Raw genomic sequence first — 17,308 nt, 5'->3', positions numbered from 1 at the left:
CGAAATGGACAACGAATTTACCTATATAGAGGCAATATCTACTCCCGCTAAGAGTGCATGGAGAGTTTAAAGAAATCTTGCACGGTAGCTTGCCGGGCTTTGCTGTGAGAGCACACCGCTGGGAAGCTAATCTGCAAGATGCTGAGCAATTGTCGTCCTATGAGACAGTACTCATAGTTACAACGAAGGGATTGAACATAGAGGATAATGGTGAGACTGGCTTTTGCTTCATTGTGCAACCCTTGCGAGTTGACTTGAACGAATTCACAGGGTTGGAGCTATTTGTCTCGGACTTATCTTCAGCTGAAGATAATAAACCAATGGGGTTGCTGAATTTTTACGAGCCAGCAAGTGGATTTAAGTCAAAGATTTCCGGACCGCGATTTCGTCCACACATAGTTTTGCCCTCGCGACAGCAGCTAAAAGATAAAATCAATAATTCTTGCCTATCTCCGCTTTCTAATTGGCGAGTTGTCGTTGATTTGACAGCTAAAGAACGGGGCAGTGAAGACAGTGCTTACTGCTACGCTATTATGGAAAGTGCCTTCTCAGAACAAGTAAGAAGAAAGAAAATAAGGGATATAAGTGTTGTGGGCAACCGCATGAAATTAATTCTAAAAAATGGAGCGGAGAAAAGCTGTAACCTTTAGGGCTGTTTTTATTGGCATCTGCTTCAGTATCTTCGTCAATACCCTCTCTCCTTTAACGGAGAGCAGGGCTTTCAGCAATTTCTCCTGGAGCTATCTGCCCGAGGGTGCCGTCATTCCCTTCCTCTTTCTCCTCTTTTTAAACTTTATCTTATCTCGCATTAAGCCTAAATTGACTTTAACCTCTGGCGAGCTCCTCGTTATCTTCGCGATGGGGCTTGTCGCAAATTCCACTCCCATTTTCCTCATTTATATGTTCCTCTCCGCTGTCGCATCCCCTCTCTATTTCGCCTCTCCCGAGAATAAGTGGCATAAGGACCTCATCCCTTATATTAAGCCGAATTTGTTCCTCAATGACAAATTAGCCGCTAAATGGTTTTTTGAAGGGTTGCCAGACGGAGAGAAGATTCCCTTCAAAGCCTGGCTCACGCCTCTCTCCCACTGGCTTCCCTTTTTCTTCGTTCTCTTCCTTTGTTCCTACATAGTCATCATCCTCCTCCGGAAATATTGGATGGAAAACGAGAAACTTTCCTATCCATTGATGCAAGTTCCCTTATTCCTCGTTGAAAGGGGAAGAGAGGGATTTTTCCGCAAACCTCTCTTCTTCATAGGAGCGAGCATTCCTTTTCTGATAATGGCTGAGCAAGCTCTCCACCTTTTCATACCCGCCCTTCCCTCCCTGCCCGTGGACCACATAGGTTGCCTTGATTGGGGTTGGACGCCTGTCCGCAGCCAACCACTTCTTTGCTTCAATTTTCTTGCCTTCGGGGTGGGCTTCTTTGTCCCTACTGATGTGCTTTTCGGGATTTGGTTCTTCTATGTCCTCACTTTAATAGAGGAAGCGCTTTTCCATCGTTTCGCCATAGCATTAGGCTCGGGTGGTATGTTCGTTTGGGGAAATGCTGCAATAGCCTGGCAATCGCTCGGCGCTTTCCTCGTCTTCACCATTTCCTCCATCCTCCTCGCCAGACGCCACATCCTCAATCTTCTTCTAAGCACATTTAGAAAGGATATTAGAGAAGATGAGCTTATACCTCCACGCTTAATCCTTCCTCTTCTCCTTTTATCCTTCTTCTATCTCCTCCTGTGGGTACATCGCTCGGGAATGCCCCTTCTCATAGCCTTTTTCTTCTTGATATTCGTTCTCCTCATCTATATCGGGCTCGCACGCATCGTCTGCCAATCTGGAATCTTCTATATCGTCCCACCAGTAATTGCCCAAAATATCTGCATTTTCGGATTCGGCAGCAAATTCATCGGTCATAAGGGGATGGTTTCCCTCGGCTTATCCTATTCCTGGCACGGTGATACCCAAGATGTCTTCTCTGTTTTCGCAAGCGAGGGAGCAAGGCTTTGGGATAGGGGAAAGGCAAAGGGCTGGCATTTCTCCATAGCCCTCCTTCTAACAGCTGCCGTAGGCTTGATAGTCGCTCCCCTCTTCATCATCTACACAGGATATAAGCAGGGCACCCTTACTTGGAACACTTGGATATTCAAGAGCTGGGGACCTAGCACATATGGACAAGTGCTTAGCCAAATCAGAAATCCCTTCGGCTTCAAGACGGATTATTTCCTCTGGGCTTTGGGTGGAGCGGCGATGATGCTCCTCTTCACCTTTCTCCATCTGCGATTCGTCTGGTGGCCCATCCATCCCATCGGCTTGGCAATCGCTTCTTCCTTCACGCTCTACGCCGTTTACCTCGGCGCCTTCTTCGCCTGGCTCGTCAAACTGGCTCTCCTTCGCTGGGGAGGGCTCAGGGCCTTCAATAAGGCTGCCCCTTTCTTTATAGGTCTGATAGTTGGGCACTACTTGGGGAGAACAATCTCTCTTATACTTTACTCCACGCTCGGCATAGGAATGATGTGATTTCACATAGGCTCATACCAGTTTAAGAGCCCCTGAAGGGTTTTTCCATCTTTTCCAAGGATTCTCATATAGAAGCCCCAATCTCCGCCTACCTGTCCAACCTTCAAAACCAGCTCGTTCCATCCCTTCTTCAGATGAACGGGAACCTTGTCCTCATCGGGTCTCGCAATGCGAGGAGAAAGATGGGCATGGACTTTTTGCCCATTCACCCAAAGGACACAGCCATCATCGCTTCCCACAAGGATTTGGACGTCAATCTCCTTCGGCGAATACACATATGTGAAGGCATAAGCTACGCTATTGTTTACCCTTCCGAAATGGCTTAAGAGGTCAATATAAACAGGGGCTGAATTTGTCGCTAAATCAAATTTGGGAACCTGCCAATTGCTTCGTTTTTCCTCGGCTCCCTCTATCTGGTTGGGGATTCCCTTCCCAATCCATTCCTCGGGTGGATAAGCTCTTTCCATCCCTTGATTATTTGTATTGTCGTAAACCCCAAAGAGGCGAAAAGCCTGAACATAGGAGCAATCTATAAGCCATTTTTCCCTTATCTTCAATGCTCTTTCGGATGAGAACCTCAATTCAGCTATGACTGAGCCAATGGTGCCTCCAAGAGGAAAATACTTTCCCGTCCATTTCGCCTCAAATTCTCCACTTAAAGGAGAGCCCTTCCCTTCAAACGCGTATTCCCTTTTCCCCAATATCTGCCATCCTTCCTCGCCATCTTCAATCAATATTCGGGCAGATTTTAGATTAAGAGAATCGGGAATTGCCAATCTGAAACCCATTTTTAATCCTTGGTTGAATGTTTGGAAGGAAATCCCAAGCATCTGCATCAATATTCTGTCTCTTTCCTCGCTTTCCTGCATCCTCCAGAGGGCACCAGCTAAACTCTCGGAAAGCTCCTTTCCCTTTTTCAAAGCTTCCTCAACACCGGCGAAATCGCCCACCGATAACAGCTTATTTCCTGTCTCATAGGTATTCTCCAATTTCCTTAAATATCCCAAAGCGAGAGTGGACAGAAAAGAGGAATAATCCTTTAAGTAAGAGACCCTTTCCCCAAGGTCGCTTAACTCTCTGTTAAGCTCGGCAACCTTGCTAACTTCTCCACCCATTTTGACGCTTATCTCCAATCCCTTCCTTATGGAGTAGCGAGGAGTTTGAATGTAAAGCCTCATCAATTCGCTATCGTAGAACCAGCCACCCTTATCCAACTCTTTCACATCTCTTACCTTTTGCACATTTTTCCCTTCTATCTTAACCTCCAAAGGATTTGCTACCCCGTTTACTTGCACAAGGTAGGAACGCATATTGATTTGCCCTGAGTATTCTCCCTTTGTAGCCCCAATTTTAACTATAATATTTTTCCCTTTTTCTCTATATTCGATCTTCGTCGTTGCGAACTTTCCCTTTAGATAATCCAAGCTCAAGCCATCATCCTCATAAAGTTCAAATTCCCCATTCGCTCCCGCATAGATGTTCAATATCAGGGGGTCAATCGGCTTCTCCCCTATGTATTGCATCTCTGGCTGCATAGGAATTATTGCCCCAGCCTTTGCGAAAACAGGCATCTCATCCAGCTTAGCCCGATAAATAAGCTTGCGTGGTCCTTTATAGACTTTATTTTTGAAGAAGTCATACCAGGTTCCAGGTGGCAAATAAACCTCCTTTAGGGCGTAGCCATCATTTGCTGGTCGGTCAATTGGCGCTACGAGCAGATTCGGACCGAACATATACTCGTATTCATACTCGTAAGCCTCGTTTAGCTCAGGGTAATGGATGTAGAGCCCTCGGCAGAGGGGAACACCGGTATCGTGGACTGTGCGTGAGACGGTGTAAATATAGGGGAAGAGGCTATAGCGAATCTGGAAATATTTCTTGGCAATCTCCTCCGCTTCGGGGCTGTAATCCCAAGGAAGACGTCTTCCGTGGTTGCTGTGGAGGCGAAGAATCGGGCTGAAGGCGCCGAACTGCACCCAACGAACATATAGTTCATCGGGGATTTTATCTCCTATAAAACCTCCGATATCATGCGACCAGTAAATGCCGACGTTTCCTCCCTTCACGGTGAAGGGAATCTCGTATCTCAAAACCTCCCATTGTGAGTATGTATCGCCGGAGAAGCCGACGGGATAACGGTGAGTTCCCGAGCCAACCAATCCCTGTCTGCCGAAGATGAGCGCACGCATTTTCTTGAAGTTCTGCTCCGTTTCATAATAGACCTTGTTCGTCCAAGCAAAGTGGTCTATTCCGGGTGCACTCGCTCCCGCCCCATCTATCCAGAGGAAATCAACTCCCTGCTTCAAAACAGAACACAAGAGCACCTTGCCGAAAGCCTCCGCATCCCTTTTGTTCGCCAAATTGTATCCTACCGATTGCCTTCCCTCGGGATTTACGCCGAGCGCTTCGCAGAAATCCTTGAAATGGCTATCCTGAGCGGGAATGGGTGTGCCTGGATGGGTGTTGAGAGTGACCTTTATCCCCTGCTTATGACACCAGTCTATGAACTCCTCGGGACGGGGAAAATATTGGGGATTCCAATCGTAGCTTTCCCAACCGTACAAATGCCAGTCGACATCAATCACTAAGACATCAAGGGGTATCCTCTTCTGGCGAAATGTATTTATAATATCCCTCTCCTCAATGTCGCTATAGGGCCAATAGCGGGAATACCAGGCGCCGAAGGCATAGCGAGGAAGCATAGGGATGCGTCCCGTGAGGCGAGTGTATTCCGTCAGAGCGAGGGGATAGTTATGCCCATAGCAGAAGAAATACCAATCCTGCTGGGAAGTTGGAGGGCGAGGTTTCCACCACTCCTCTTTGACATCCCACAAGGGATGGGGAGTGTCGTCAAGGAAGAAATAGCCCGAGCGACTGAGGATTCCAGGTGGGAAAGGAGGGAGATTGGCTCGGGAAACTCCATCAAGGGCAGCAACCGTGCCTCCCAGATTCTGCTCATCCTTATCCCCGGGACGCCAAATCATCTGTTGATTCCCAATTCGCCAGGATATGTTTAGGTTATCCCTATTGAATGCTCCGCTTCCCAATTTGTATCTCAAGGTCAACATCTTAGTCTTAAGTAATAGCCAACCGTTTTCCTTCCTTACTTCGTAATCCGCCTTCCCCCAATCCCTGTTTTGGACAAGGATGCTCGGCTCATCAATGAATTTCCCTTGTGGAGAATATTCCAACCTTATAAGGGAGGGAGAGATGACGGTGAAGCGAACATCATTAGCTATAACCTTTTGTCCTACTTTTTTTATCTCTACTCCCGCTTTTGTTGGAGCGATGATAAAGGGGAGGAGCAGGAATGTGAGGATAAGATGAGGAAGAGGAAATCTTGACCTTCTCAAAGCCAATACCTCCTTTCTTGTCAGCTTTTAGAAAATGATAACGAAAAGTTAAAAAGTAGAAAAGTTTAAAAAATAAATTGAAGTTAATAAGTTTATAATTATAATCTTATAATTTGAGGTGAGGTTCAATGAAATGCACGGAAGCTTTTAAAGTCTTGAGCAATCCTCTAAGGATGAGAATCCTTGAGGAGCTCCTCAAGGGGAGCAGATGTGTTACGAAGATAGCGGAGAAGTTGGGAGTTAGCCAGCCTGCTATCACCCAGCACATAAGAGCCTTGGAGAGGTTGAATTTGGTGATAGGGGAAAGGAAGGGCAATCGCATTCACTATTCCATAAATGTCAGTGGGTTGGAGGAGATGAAGAAGGTCATCTTCCAGCTTTTAAGCGGGTTAGAGCCAAGGGAAGAGAAATGTGGATATAGGGAGAAATGCGAATGCGAGGAATGAAGGATGACGAATGAGAATGTGAGCCGATTTCCTCGCCGTGAACCATCTTTCATTTACCATCAAAGAGGAGAATAGGTGTTGCTCCCGAGGAATCCAACCTCTACGATGAGCTCACAGCTATAGATAACCTAATCTTTATGCCTCAGCTTTACGGTGCTCCGAGGAAGGAAAGGGCGAAAAGGACTGAGGAACTCCTCAAAATGTTTAATCTCTACGAGAAGAGAAATAGCTCCTATCCCGGAACGAATTCACATATTGGCGAGATTATGGGGTGGACCCCGGAGTAGATGCGGATGTGGATATGACCGTTGCTGATTTTCAAGCAGGGGTTAATCCGGACCAACATGGCGCAAACTACAGTTTCAATACCCGCACGGGCAGAATAAAAACACTGTCCGCCATTGAGGCACCATCACAGCTCAATCCTCAGAAGCTCACCCAAACTTTAACCCCAGTTTATATGTGGGATAACCCAAGCAACGCAAATCCCGACTTCGTCGTAAATCTTTTCGCCAATATTTATCCCGACTTCCGTTGATGTCGTAAAAAGAATGGGGAAATTTTCCTTAAGTAAAACTTCTCCCATCCTCTTCTATACACTATAATTTAGAAAATGAGGCGGAGAGAAGGGTTTAAACTTATCATCTATTCGTTGTTGACCTTAATTTTACTACCTCTCACCTTTGCTGAACAAAGAATACAAGGGGCTCTTTATATAGCTACAATAGATGACAATGGCTTGCTCTCCTCTCTCAAAATCGGGGATTGCGAGGTTATTCGCAATCAACTTGAATTCTGCCCGGTGGTAAATTGGGAAGTGGAAAGTGTTGAGAAAAGCGAAGAGGGGATTGCCTACAAACTTCAAAGTGAAAAAGGAGGGGCGGAAATCAGCTACAGCTTCACTGAAAATCGGATAAAAATCACACTTACCCATCGTCTGGGTGGATTTCAGACCTGGCGCCTGAATTTCAATCAAGATGTGCTCGCCCTGGAGAACCTGCAAAACAACACCGTTAAAGGAGCGGAGGCTATCCAATATTTGGATGAGGGGGAGATTCGCCCCTTGCCCGTACCTCGCCTCTCCCGAGTCCAAAGGGCACGCCTTTACTTGCGAAACGGGGCGCAAATCCTCTTCTGGCATAGTGGTTGGGGGGCACCCTTCAATCTTGATGAAATCGGAAGCTTCTTCGGTTACACCTATCAGAGAAATCTCTTGGAAAGCAATCAGCCGATGAGCATTTACTTTCAAATTGAGGCAAAACCCTCCAAGCCTTTAGAAGCTTCTCCCTCTTTCATCCCCTACGGTGATGCAGGGCATAATCTCTTTTACCAGGGAGAACCGATAAGCTTTACTATAAAATTCCCAGATGATGTTCTGGATAGATTGAGGAAAGCCCAGAAGTGGCGAATTGCTTGGGAAGTAAGGGATTTTTGGGATAAGAAAATAGGGGAAGGCAAAAAGGAATTTGATAGCTCCTTTGCTTTGGAGAATAAATCCGTGAAGATATCTTTTAATATCTATCAGAGAGGATGGTTCAGTGTCCTCTTCTCCCTAATGCCAGTCTCTAAAACAAAGATTGACTTCCTTCCATCTCAATTCAGGGCGAGATTCGCCGTCGTAAGGGATTTGCCCATCTTTCCAAAGAGGGTCTCGCCATCGGAGCAATATAATATGTCTGACTACTATTATTCCTCCCTTCTGGGATTAAGATGCGTTAGGGAAAGCCACAATATCTCGGATTATTTCCCGGAAAAGGGGAAGGCTCGCTGGGATGACTTGGATAGAATATTTGAAAATGCCAATAGGGAGGCGAAGAGGTGGAGTGTGAAGTGGTTCTTCCAAGCCAATTCCCGCCCAAGTTGGTGCAGTGAAGAGGATTATGAACAAATAGCTTTTCAAATCGTCAATCGCTATAAGGATAAATGCAAGATATGGGAAGTTGAGAACGAGCCCAATTTCTCTTATTCCCCTCAGGATTATATCCAAAAGGCTCTTATCCCCTTCTCAAAGGGGGCGAAGAGGGCTGACCCTACCTGCCAAGTGATAGCCCCAGCTTGTGTTTCCGTCCATCACACCCTCCGCTTCCTTGAAGCTATGAGGGAAGTTAATGCCTTGGATTATGTGGACGGAATATCCACCCATACCTACCACGGTCCTGGCGAGCCCTGGGAGATGTTTGGCAATCCTTATCACTTAAATCAAATGAAACGCATTGCGCCCGATAAACCCATCTGGCAAACTGAACAAGGTTATTGGTGGGATAATGTGAGCAAACAAAGATTCGCAAGATATGTCGTTCGCCAGTTTCTCAATGCCCTTGCTGTGGGAATCCCTTTGGAGCGCCATTTTTACTATTATGTAGTGCATCACGGATTTGAGCCGATGTATCTCGTTGAGATGGGTTCAAGCGAAGGATATAATGGAACGCTTGAACCGGGAGGGGTGGCAGTGAGGATAATGAATGAGGAGATAGGTTCCCGCAAATTAGCTTCTTTTAAAGAACCCCTTTTTGGCGTTTATCTTTTGAGATTTGAGGGGAAAGATGAAGATGTTATAGCTATTTGGACGCTTGACTTCAAAGTCAGATTGAAGATAAGGGGCAAAATCTTGTATGCGAATGATTTTATGGGCAATAGAATGGAGCTCAAGAAAGAGGGAGACATATTCTCAATAGATGTTGATGGCTATCCTTGTTATCTTCATTTGAGAAGAGGGGAAATGTTGAGCGTGATTGAGCCCCATCTGGGGAGGAATTTGACGAGCGAGGAGGGATGCAAAGCCTTTGCTTCCTCAAGCGATGAACATCATCCCCCGGAAAACGCCATTGATGGGAAATGGTCCACTCTTTATCCAACTCCACCAGGTCAAGAGGAATGGATTGGGACATTCTGGCAAGCGGGAACGGAGGGAGCGTCTGAATCCAGTCCCGTTTGGTTAACGGTCCAATTCCCCAGGTTGCACACCTTACATTATGCAATCGTTTTGACGCCATTGCCGGCTATCACAGCGGTTCCAAGGGATTTCCTGCTTCAGATTTCCTTGGATGGAAAGAGCTGGAAAACGATTAGTCAAGTGAAAGATGGAGAGGAATGGGCATATTTCTTCTCCTTTCCAAAGACAAAAGCGAGATTCCTTCGTCTTTTGATAACGAAATTGAACGATGGCTGGCACCTGGATGGACGCTGGATGTTTATGGTGAACGAGAATTTCAAAAAATACACAAATATGAAAGCCTCCGTTTTGGAGCTAATGGTTTTCGGAACTCCCTAATCAAATTCCTATTAAAATTATAGCTTTGTTGTAAATTATTATAGCCACATTGGGACCGCTCTCTTTTGACTAAACTCGCTCAAAACATTTACAAAGATTTATAATCAATTACTTTGCTCTTTTTAATGACCGCTATCTGAAAAGGACACCTTTTAATTTCTTTATATAAACAAAACCGAAATTCCCTTTGCCATTCATGATTTCATCCCTATACTTTTTATTATGAGATTAAAGCTGATAGCTTGTGAGGTTTTGGCGAGAGAATTCTATCATCTCTCCGCTCTTTCATCCCATATTATTGATATAGAGCTCGTGACCAAGGATTTACACGATTATCCTGAGCTCCTCCGTCATGAGCTTCAGGAGAGGATAAATAGGTCAAACGACGGCTACGAGTACATCCTTTTGGGATATGGTCTATGCGGAAACGCAACAGCTGGGCTTTCCTCCTCCATCCCCCTCGTCATCCCTCGTGTCCACGACTGCATCTCCCTTTATCTCGGCTCAAAAGAGCGATATCTTGAACAGTTTCTCTCCCATCCCGGCACATATTACTATTCCCGTGGATGGTTGGAGAGGAGAGGAAACAAGGAAAGAAAGGACAGCATCCAAGACGCCTTCCTGCAAGAGCTCCAGTTTCAGGATTTGGCGATGAAATATGGAGAGGATAACGCAAGATATCTTATGGAAGTTATGGGAGGATGGCAGAAGAAATACAATAGAGCTGTCTTCATCTCAATGGAGATTGGGGATGAGGAAGAATTTAAAAAATATGTCGCCTCCTTAGCGGAGGAAAACGGCTGGAGCTATGAAGAATTAAAGGGTAGTTTCTCCCTTTTGGAAAGATTTTGCAATCTAAATCTTGATGAGGAGGATTTTCTCATCGTTCCTCCGGGAAGGCAGATACATCCCTCCTACAACGAAAAGGTTATTATCGCGAAGTAACAGGGGAAAGATATGTCCATTCAGATGCTCTTTCTTTCCCTTATCATAGGTTGGCTGAGAAAGGGAAGCCTAAGGAATTTCATTCATATCCACCTGCGCGCCTATTATCTCCTCTATATCGCCTTCTTCCTCCAGTTGCTCGCCTTCATTATCCACCGCATTAAACCCTCTACTGTCGTCCCTATCCTTTACACCGTCTCCTTCCTCCCTCTCATCCTCTGGCCTATTTTCAACCGCCACTATTGGGAAATGTATCTTCTCGCTATCGGATTGTTTATGAATTTCCTCGTTATCTGTGGGAACGGAGGGAGGATGCCCATATACCGTCCCGCCTTGCAATACATTCACGCAGAGGAGAAGTTCCTTCAGGCGGCGAAAAGAGGTGGATATTTTAGGTATAAGCTATCAAATGGAGAAGAGCGTTTTTTCTTTCTCTCCGATTACATCCCCTTTCCACCTCATTTCCTCGGAGAGGGCGGAATATCATATGCGTTACTAAGGAGAAATATATTCAGCCCGGGAGATTTGATTATGAGCTTGGGGATATGCTTTTTAATCCAAAGGGGGATGCTCGCAAAAGATGAAGGCAAGAAGGTTTAATTCGGTTCTCTTCGGCATCTTCATTATAGCTATAATCCTGCGCCTTTTAGGCATAAGATGGGGATTGCCGAACAGCGAGCATTATTTCTCCTATCATCCCGATGAGATTCTCATCATCGGCGCTTCCTCCAATGTTGATATATTTCGCCTCCAGCTCGACCCCAAATTCTATAACTATGGAAGCCTTTACATTTTCATCGTATCCTTGCTAAATACTCTTGCCCTTGCTTGGGGCTTAATAAATGGCGGTCCCTCTTATATCGCCCTTTCCCAGATGATTTTAGTGGGGAGGATAGCCTCTGCATTGATGGGTGGAGCAACCGTCTTGATTGTCTACCAAATCGCAAAGAATCTTTATAACGAGGATGTCGCCAAGGCGAGCGCCTTCCTTTTAGCAATTGCTCCCCTTCATATGGTCCATTCCCATTATGCAGCGGTGGATGTCCCAACCACATTCTTCCTTACCCTTTCCTTTCTCTTCTCCGTCCTTCTCCTCAAGAGTGGGAAGGATATCTATTTCCTATGGGGAGGTTTGTTTACTGGGTTCGCTACAGCGACGAAATACAATGCCCTACTCATTTCCCTCCCTTTATTCTATCTCCTTTTCAAGAAGGGCTTTTCATACAAGAGGTTAGCACTTTTAGGCTTAGGCATAATCGCTGGATTTCTCATTGGCTGTCCCGGGAGCCTAATTAATTTTCCCAAGTTCAAGAATGATTTCCTTTACGAGCTTCATCATACGAGGCTTGGACACGGAGACCTCTTCGTCAACACCGGTCCGGGTTGGCTCTACAATTTACGAACTCTCTTCTTCACCCTTGGCATCCCCCTTTTCCTTGCCCTAATCCTCGGCTTACTCGTTGCCCTTGTTTCCCACTCCCATGGCGATTTGCTCATCTTCTCATTTTTTATACCCTATTTTTTACTCATCAGCTTCTCCAATGTCCGCTTCGCAAGATATCTCATCCCCCTCCTTCCTTTCATAATCATCTTTGCTTCCCGTCCCTTCTTTCCCGCAAAGAAGAACCTCTTTAGAGAAATAGCTATCTTCACTTTTATATTGATTTCAATCTATACTTCCCTGCTTTCCATCGCTTATCTCAGAAGCCTTATGGGCAAGGACCCAAGGGATTTGGCGGGAGATTGGCTGAGGAGGAATTTGAGAAGAGGAGATAAAGTAGGTTTGCTTCAGCTCCCTTGGTTTTACTCTCCTGCCTTTATCCCCTACAACGGTGGAAAGATGAGCGAGCGAGATTTCTATGAATGGGCTTTGAACTCTCCCTATAAGTTCAGCGTTATAGGTTGGGATAGAGCGAGACTTCTTGAGGAGAGACCGGATTATTTCGTCGTCTCAAATTTTGAGTTCATACATCCCCTTAGGTTGAGGCGTCCCCCTGCGGTTGAATTCTGGAGGGCATTAGAAGGGAAGTATAAATTGGAAAAAGTATTTAAAAGAGAGCTTTGCTTCTTGGGAATCTCCTTCCCCTTCATTCCCCAATTGATTCCCGAAGATGTCCTCTATACTTTCCCAGAAATAAGGATTTACAAAATAAGGAGATAGCATTATACTTTTGTTACAAATGGAGGTGAAAAAAATTGGGTAACAAATTGACGACAAGAAACGCTGAAGAATATTGTAACGAGTTAGAGTTAGTGGCTTATGGGTGTAATAGAAGAGTTTATAAAAAGTTGGAGGAAAAACTAAGCGAGTTAGGAATCCATTCTTTTACTTTTTGCGAATATTTCCCTGTTGAACCGGTCTCTCTTATAAGTGACTTTAAGGCAGGGGCGCGCGCGAAATTTCTATTCCCCTTTGCTCGAAGATATAATTTAAGGCCTGTGTTTCCAGCAATGGTTGAAATTGATGAATTTAATGGGAGCTGGTGGGAACGAATAACGGCGGAACTCCGCCTCAAAAAAAATATCGCCGATTTTTATAAACCTTTAGAAATTTATATGCCTTTAACTGCTAAGGGAAATTATAAACTTCCATTCGATACGCCCAAATTAATAGACACACTCCGTTCTATTATAAGGGAAAAGAAGAAAAAAATACATTCGCAGGAACCCCTAGAAGTAGCAAGTGCTGAAGAAATTTATCATTTTGATAAAAAAGATATAAAAAAATTTGCAAAATATTTAAAGTATAAATATGACAAAGCTGGCCTAGATACGAACCAAATTAAAAAAGAATGGTTAACAATGGATAGGGAATGGTGGTGGTATTTGCAAGGGGATGTAAAAAAAAGGAGGGCAATTTATTATTATATTCCAATTGCATCCAATATTTTTCTTTACGGTATTCTCCAGTTAACAGTGGCGATGGAAGAGTTTGAGATTCCAAGTGGACCCGAATCACAAACTGAAGAAAGCAAGAAAAATATAGCAAAAAAGAAAAGAAAAGAAATAGAAAAGGAAATAGTGCATTTGCTTTGGGAAATTTCAAAGGAGGAATATTTGCCATTACTCATTATCTTTCATAATTATATAAGAGAAAAAAGATTAAAGGACCAACTAAATAAACGCACTCAACTATGCATAAATCAACTTAAAGATATACTGGATGACATAACAAAAAATTGGTTACCAATCTTAGATGATGGAAACAAAAACGATTTACTTCCACTAGAAAAAGCCTTTTTTGACATGTGGGATTTTAGGAAGGAAACCTGTAATAGACATGCAACTAATATAGCAGGTATAAAAGAGGTTATTGAGAAAACACTAATTATGCCGGAATACCTTGTAGCTTCCCCTGGAATGATAAAGCAGTTAGAGACTGCTCTTTCTTTCCAGAGAACTTCTCAACCCGCCGCTGGGGCGGTCCCTTGTGTATTGATAGTCGGTGGCTCCGGCACAGGAAAGGAGAAAATGGCCAAGCTAGTAGCTACGTATGCTCCCCCTTTTAGAGACGCTTTGTTCGAAACATTCAATCTCGCGGAGGGTTTCTACGCCCACGAGCCGCATGCATCACAGCGTCTCATTGAACGCCTATATGAAGTTTTTAAAAAAGCTAAAAAAGAAGGGAAGAAATCCGTTGTATTAGTGTTTGACGAACTCAACAGTCTACCTACAGAAGTGCAAGGCACGCTACTTCGTTTCATAGAAAACAAAGAGCTGCCACCCTTACAAGACCAAAAGCTATTGACTTACAAAATACCATTATTAGAAGCAGTGCTACGGCGGACAACTTTACCCTATCGCCCGACCGATTACGAGAATATAAACAAGTGGTTGAGAGAAACAAACGTATTGATCCTTGGGCTTACAAATGAGGACCCTGAAAAATTAACGAAGGTTGAATATATTTATGATGTCCTTCGTTCCGGCGGGGGTCTATTTGCTGGTTTCCTTGGCGATTTTATATATGAACAGCTTAGAAAGTTAAGGAGAATGAGAGAGGATTTATATTTCAGGATGATTAGAAATGGCAAGATTGTTATACCTGAGCTGAAAAAGCGTAGGGAAGACCTTCCCATCCTTTTTTATTCATTTCTTAAAAGAGAATTAGGAGAGAATGCAACGCTCGTTATTGAATATGAGGCTTTTGACGAGCTGATGGACGAAAGAATAGAATGGCGAGGAAATATAAGAGAATTACAAGCAATCTGTAAAACAGTGGCTCAACTGCTTACAAAGCGTGAGGAGCTAAAAGATGGCGGATATATTGTTAGCAGGTTTAAAATAAGAAAGGCATTAAGAAAACACAATTTGTTGGAAGATTGAAATCAGCGGGATCTCGTGAGGAGAAATGCCGAGAAAGTTCAAGGAGAGGATAAAGAAATTAGGACTTCCGCCGGGAAGTTCCGTTTACCTTGGAGAGAAAAAAGGAGAAGCAAAAATCGGGATAACCACCTATGATAAGGAAAATTTTAAAGAGGAAACTTTAAAGGAGTTTCCAGATTGCTCATCCCTAAAAGAGCTTAATGGAAATGCTTGGCTTGAGATAATCGGCATCCACGAAGTAGAAACAGTTGAGAAGATAGGCAAGTGCTTTGGGCTTCATCCCCTCGTCATTGAAGACATCCTCGAAACAGACCAACGCCCCAAAATTGAGGAATTTGAAGATTATCTTTTCACGACTTTTAAAGTCTTCCACATCGCTAAAAAAGGAGATGATTTGGAGCCAGAGCAGATAAGCTTGATTCTCCTCCCCAACTCCCTCTATTTCTTTATCTTGGATAAATTGGGAGAAGGTTTGGAAAACCTTGAAGAGAAAGCCATAACTTCTCCCGTCCCTCAAACCATCCAATCCATAGACCATATATTCAACCTTAGGGAGACGCCTGAGACAATGAGGGAGATTTTAGCCAGCATATTGGACATCTACCTCTCAAGCGTGGGCATTCGCCTCAACGAAGTTATGAAAGTCCACACCATTATAGGCACGATATTTATGCCCCTCACTTTCATCGTCGGTATCTATGGAATGAATCTCAAAAATATGCCCGAGGTGAACTGGCCTTGGACATATCCAATTGTGTGGGCAGTGATTATTATCACGGCGGGCTCTATGTATTATTATTATTTCAAACGCAAAGGCTGGCTTTAAAGGAAAATTGAAGGGAACTTTTAAATACATCTGTCTCTTATCATTCGCCATAATCCTTCTTTTCCCTAATAGGTGGTTCTTTTCATTTATCAGGCAAATCCACTTTCCTCCTTTTATGACAAACCTGATAACCAGTTTGATGGTTGCCCTAATCCTCTCAATCCTTTTATTTGCGGTCAAGCTTTTCAATATAAGCGAGACGAGAAATATTCTGCTTTTCGCCCTTTCCTCCTGGCTTATCATCTCCCTTCTACCTCCTTTGGTCTTCAGGCTCTTCGTATTGATTTCTCCCAGTGGAAGCGCCATACCTCCCAACCTCATCAGCTATGCAATCCTTTTCCAACCTTATTTGGCTTATTTTTTAAGCGGATTTTTGGGAAGTTTGATTTTAATTTATGCTAAACTCTCAAAAAGATGGATTTACAGCGGGCTCTTGGGTTTTCTCTCTTTCCTTTACTTCTCCCTCTCCGACTATATCCATATTTACGAAAATAAACCAGATTTAATGAGTTTGATAATTATCTTTCTATTTTCTCTCGCTACGGGTCTGGGCGGGATTTTGGGAGGATTACTCGGAGACAAGTTCGCAAGGAAGCGCCACCAATGGATTTTATAGTCAAGCGATGTGGGAAGTTTCCTGATGAGTCTCAAATGTTACGGAATTATACAATGAATTGACTTTCAAGTGGAAGCCATTATAATTAAAAAGAAAATGAACGCACAATTCTTCGGCTATGTAGCCTTTTTCACCTTCGTAGGAATAGTATTCGCCGTTGCCGCTATAATAACCTCCTGGCTTCTTCGCCCTTGGAGGGCAAGAGGAGAGAAGCTCACAACTTATGAGTGCGGTGAGGAACCAATCGGCTCGGGTTGGCATAGATACAATGTCCGCTACTATACCTTCGCCCTTCTCTTTCTCGTCTTTGATGTTGCCGGAGTCTTTCTTCTTCTCTTCGCCCTCATTTTCAAGAAATTCATCCAAGCGGGAGGAGGCTCTTTCCTTTATGGTGAGATGCTCATCTTCCTCTTTATCCTCCTCCTTGCCTGGATTTACGCTTGGAGAAAGGGGCATCTGGAATGGGTTTGATAGAGAAAATCCCTCTACCTCGTATAATCAGAGTGCCCGTCAACGACTTATTCACTTGGGCGAGACGAAACAGCCTTTGGCCTTTAACCTACGGTCTCGCCTGTTGTGCAATAGAGATGATGGCTACGGGTGCTTCCCGCTTTGACTTGGACCGCTTCGGCGCTTCTGTCTTCCGAGCAACTCCAAGACAGGCTGATGTTATGATTGTCGCTGGTACTGTGACCAAGAAGATGGCGAGGAGGTTGCGAAGGCTCTGGGAGGAAATGCCGGACCCCAAATGGGTAATCGCTATGGGAGCCTGCGCCATCTCGGGCGGCGGCTTCTATGATTCCTATTATGTCGTGCAGGGAGTTGACAAGATAGTCCCCGTGGATGTCTATATTCCTGGCTGTCCACCTCGCCCTGAAGCATTGATAAACGGCATCCTTGCCCTTCAAGAGAAAATAAGAAAAGAACCCGCTTTCATCTAAATTTTAGGAGGCGAATCAAAATTGGATAAGGAAACTTGGGAAGAGCTTAAAAAAGAGTTTCCAAAAGCGG

15 protein-coding genes are annotated in these 17,308 nt (G+C 44.3%); 14 read left to right on the top strand and 1 reads right to left on the bottom strand.

From position 1 onward, the window contains the following. Nucleotides 1-77 precede the first annotated feature (77 nt). Nucleotides 78-650, top strand: a complete 573-nt coding sequence (locus tag H5T88_03795) for a hypothetical protein (GenBank protein MBC7329462.1) — start codon at nucleotides 78-80, stop codon at nucleotides 648-650. Then, a complete protein-coding gene (locus H5T88_03790; protein MBC7329461.1) occupies nucleotides 622-2,514 on the top strand; it encodes a hypothetical protein in 1,893 nt (630 codons plus the stop codon). Before H5T88_03795 ends, H5T88_03790 begins: the two co-directional genes overlap by 29 nt. A gap of 2 nt (nucleotides 2,515-2,516) precedes the next feature. Here the strand turns inward: H5T88_03790 and H5T88_03785 are convergent, their stop codons facing one another. Further along, nucleotides 2,517-5,867 (bottom strand): DUF5110 domain-containing protein, encoded by a 3,351-nt coding sequence (locus H5T88_03785; GenBank protein ID MBC7329460.1) that lies wholly within the window; start codon nucleotides 5,865-5,867, stop codon nucleotides 2,517-2,519. Nucleotides 5,868-5,995: 128 nt separating this feature from the next. On the opposite strand from H5T88_03785, the gene H5T88_03780 reads away from it, so the two are divergent. From H5T88_03780 to H5T88_03725, 12 genes are all read left to right on the top strand, one after another. After that, nucleotides 5,996-6,313 carry a winged helix-turn-helix transcriptional regulator gene (locus H5T88_03780; protein MBC7329459.1) on the top strand — a complete coding sequence of 106 codons (318 nt, stop codon included), beginning with the start codon at nucleotides 5,996-5,998 and terminating at the stop codon, nucleotides 6,311-6,313. A 137-nt stretch (nucleotides 6,314-6,450) separates the two neighbouring features. After that, nucleotides 6,451-6,600: a hypothetical protein gene (locus tag H5T88_03775; protein ID MBC7329458.1), complete on the top strand. Its 150-nt coding sequence runs from the start codon at nucleotides 6,451-6,453 to the stop codon at nucleotides 6,598-6,600. Next, entirely contained in the window at nucleotides 6,585-6,851 is a 267-nt protein-coding gene (locus H5T88_03770) for a hypothetical protein (GenBank protein ID MBC7329457.1), read from the top strand. Before H5T88_03775 ends, H5T88_03770 begins: the two co-directional genes overlap by 16 nt. 75 nt (nucleotides 6,852-6,926) lie before the next feature. Continuing rightward, a complete protein-coding gene (locus H5T88_03765; GenBank protein ID MBC7329456.1) occupies nucleotides 6,927-9,584 on the top strand; it encodes a discoidin domain-containing protein in 2,658 nt (885 codons plus the stop codon). 222 nt (nucleotides 9,585-9,806) lie between these two features. Next, nucleotides 9,807-10,529, top strand: coding sequence for a DUF1638 domain-containing protein (locus tag H5T88_03760; GenBank protein ID MBC7329455.1), 723 nt, complete (start codon nucleotides 9,807-9,809; stop codon nucleotides 10,527-10,529). 12 nt (nucleotides 10,530-10,541) lie between these two features. After that, on the top strand, nucleotides 10,542-11,129 hold the full coding sequence (locus H5T88_03755; GenBank protein ID MBC7329454.1) for a DUF5317 domain-containing protein: 588 nt from the start codon (nucleotides 10,542-10,544) through the stop codon (nucleotides 11,127-11,129). Continuing rightward, nucleotides 11,110-12,690: a glycosyltransferase family 39 protein gene (locus H5T88_03750; protein ID MBC7329453.1), complete on the top strand. Its 1,581-nt coding sequence runs from the start codon at nucleotides 11,110-11,112 to the stop codon at nucleotides 12,688-12,690. Before H5T88_03755 ends, H5T88_03750 begins: the two co-directional genes overlap by 20 nt. A gap of 35 nt (nucleotides 12,691-12,725) precedes the next feature. Beyond that, entirely contained in the window at nucleotides 12,726-14,855 is a 2,130-nt protein-coding gene (locus H5T88_03745) for a sigma 54-interacting transcriptional regulator (GenBank protein ID MBC7329452.1), read from the top strand. Between the two features lie 25 nt (nucleotides 14,856-14,880). Further along, a complete protein-coding gene (locus H5T88_03740; GenBank protein ID MBC7329451.1) occupies nucleotides 14,881-15,681 on the top strand; it encodes a hypothetical protein in 801 nt (266 codons plus the stop codon). A gap of 7 nt (nucleotides 15,682-15,688) precedes the next feature. Further along, nucleotides 15,689-16,297 carry a hypothetical protein gene (locus tag H5T88_03735; GenBank protein MBC7329450.1) on the top strand — a complete coding sequence of 203 codons (609 nt, stop codon included), beginning with the start codon at nucleotides 15,689-15,691 and terminating at the stop codon, nucleotides 16,295-16,297. 96 nt (nucleotides 16,298-16,393) lie between these two features. Then, on the top strand, nucleotides 16,394-16,768 hold the full coding sequence (locus H5T88_03730) for an NADH-quinone oxidoreductase subunit A (protein ID MBC7329449.1): 375 nt from the start codon (nucleotides 16,394-16,396) through the stop codon (nucleotides 16,766-16,768). Then, nucleotides 16,759-17,238, top strand: coding sequence for an NADH-quinone oxidoreductase subunit B (locus tag H5T88_03725; protein ID MBC7329448.1), 480 nt, complete (start codon nucleotides 16,759-16,761; stop codon nucleotides 17,236-17,238). Before H5T88_03730 ends, H5T88_03725 begins: the two co-directional genes overlap by 10 nt. The last annotated feature ends 70 nt before the right edge of the window (nucleotides 17,239-17,308 follow it).

The organism is bacterium (assembly GCA_014360495.1).
Classification (GTDB): domain Bacteria; phylum Armatimonadota; class JACIXR01; order JACIXR01; family JACIXR01; genus JACIXR01.
Note: the sequence above shows the minus strand (reverse complement) of the source record. Positions and strands in the feature narration are given on the sequence as shown.